Source organism: Micromonospora haikouensis, assembly GCF_900091595.1.
GTDB lineage: Bacteria > Actinomycetota > Actinomycetes > Mycobacteriales > Micromonosporaceae > Micromonospora > Micromonospora haikouensis.
Genome location: NZ_FMCW01000085.1, coordinates 1 through 1,732 on the forward strand (window position 1 = coordinate 1; position 1,732 = coordinate 1,732).

The 1,732-nt window shown below is 66.2% G+C and carries 2 protein-coding genes; both read left to right on the top strand.

The window, feature by feature from the left end; translation table 11 throughout:
- Nucleotides 1-806: MFS transporter (locus GA0070558_RS32550; protein WP_141722439.1), on the top strand; the 806-nt coding region annotated here is incomplete at its 5' end.
- Nucleotides 807-996: 190 nt separating this feature from the next.
- A complete protein-coding gene (locus GA0070558_RS32555) occupies nt 997-1,377 on the top strand; it encodes a histone-like nucleoid-structuring protein Lsr2 (protein WP_091287388.1) in 381 nt (126 codons plus the stop codon).
- The last annotated feature ends 355 nt before the right edge of the window (nt 1,378-1,732 follow it).

The following is a 1,732-nucleotide window of genomic DNA, read 5'->3' on the forward strand; positions in this document are numbered from 1 at the left end:
AACCTGGCGCCGCCGCCGTCAGGAACAAGCCCGAGCCGCCCACTACCGCAAACGACTCGAACCACCATAAGTCACGACCCGCCGTTGCAGTACTAACTGCGGCGGGGCTGCTGCTGACAATTCAGTCCGCCACACTGCACTTCCCACCGCTAACCATCCTCGGTCTGGTCACGGGCGCCTGCGCGCTCGCGATCCTGCTGAACCGGCACCGCCGTCGGCACCCCGATGGCTTCATCCCCGCTGTGATCAGCCAGCGACGGTTTCTCTTCGCCGGCCTAGCCGGCGCCGGTATCTACGGCGGCCTGTTCGGCTGCATGTTCGCCGTCCCGCAGATGCTCACTCGCCTCGGGTACACCGCCCAGAGCATCGGGTTGCTGCTCCTGCCGGGCGCGGTCGTGGCGGCGGCGGCTGCCCGCCTTGCTGGCCACGCCACGGCTGATCTGTCTCGACGCTGGGTGCTGGCTGCCACGAGCGCGCTGTTCAGCGCCAGCCTTCTGCTCGCCGCCTGGGACCAGCGACCGGTAACACTTGTCTGCGCGACAACTGCCGGGTTCGCCGTCTTCGCCATCGCCCAGACGACTCTGGCCGCCGCCGTCACGGTTCATATCGACCCTCGCCAACGGGGCGGGGCGCTCGGCCCGCTGAATCTCATGCTCTTCGTCGGCGGCGCGCTGGGCGCCGCGACGTGCTCGGCGTTGTGGCAGCCATGGGGACTGCGCGCAGCCCTAGCCGCCATGGCCGCGTTCCCAGCAGTCAGCGCGGCAGCGGCGCGTGCGGCGCTGCGGGAACCGCGGCGAGGGAGCTGAGCGGATGAGCAGTGGTGTGCGCCCTCGGGCAGGAGACCGGCGGGGCGCGCCTCTCGTAGCATCTTGTAGCTCGCCCTGACTGGTTCGCGCGGTGGCCGGTTGCTGAATGTACGCGGATTGCTGTCGCCGCAGGTAACCTGCAGAAGGCTATTATCCGGGTCAGGCTTCAAAGGCTGAAAAGGGCGACGCGGTGGCAAAGCAGATCATTCATAAGCTCATCGACGACCTGGACGGAGGTGACGCTGACGAAACCGTCAAGTTCGCTCTCGACGGTGTCCAGTACGAGATCGACCTGTCGGCTTCCAATGCCGAAGAGCTTCGGGCCGTCCTGGGGCCGTACACTAGCCATGGGGCAAAGGTTGGCCGTGGTGGCGGCGCTGTTGGCGATCGAATGGTCCGGACTTCTGCGACTCCTGCCGGTTCGCGTCGTGTTGGCAGCGCCACCGCCGTCAACCGAGAGCAGAACAGGGCGATCCGGGATTGGGCGAAGAGGGCTGGTAAGAATATCTCTGACCGGGGACGGATCCCGCAGGATGTGGTGGTTGAGTTCCACCAAAACGCGGGGCGTTGACTAACTTCCACGGCATGCCGACATCCGCCTGCGCATCAATCCTGCATCGGGCGATGATGCGCCTGTAGTGGCGATGGCATGACGGCGACCGCTTGACGGCGAGTCGCCGCTAGCGGAGCGGCTTTGGTTAGGCGCAGACTCGCGTTCCTCCTCGCGCCATCATCCTGCGGTTTCAGCGTGCAGGAGTCGATCAACCATCGCTTCGGCCTCGTCGTGGAAGTTGGTCGTCCACCGCAGTAGCCGCTGGGGTCGGTGGGGTGTCCTAGTACTGCAACGGCGGGTCGTGACTTATGGTGGTTCGAGTCGTTTGCGGTAGTGGGCGGCTCGGGCTTGTTCCTGACGGCGGCGGCGCCAG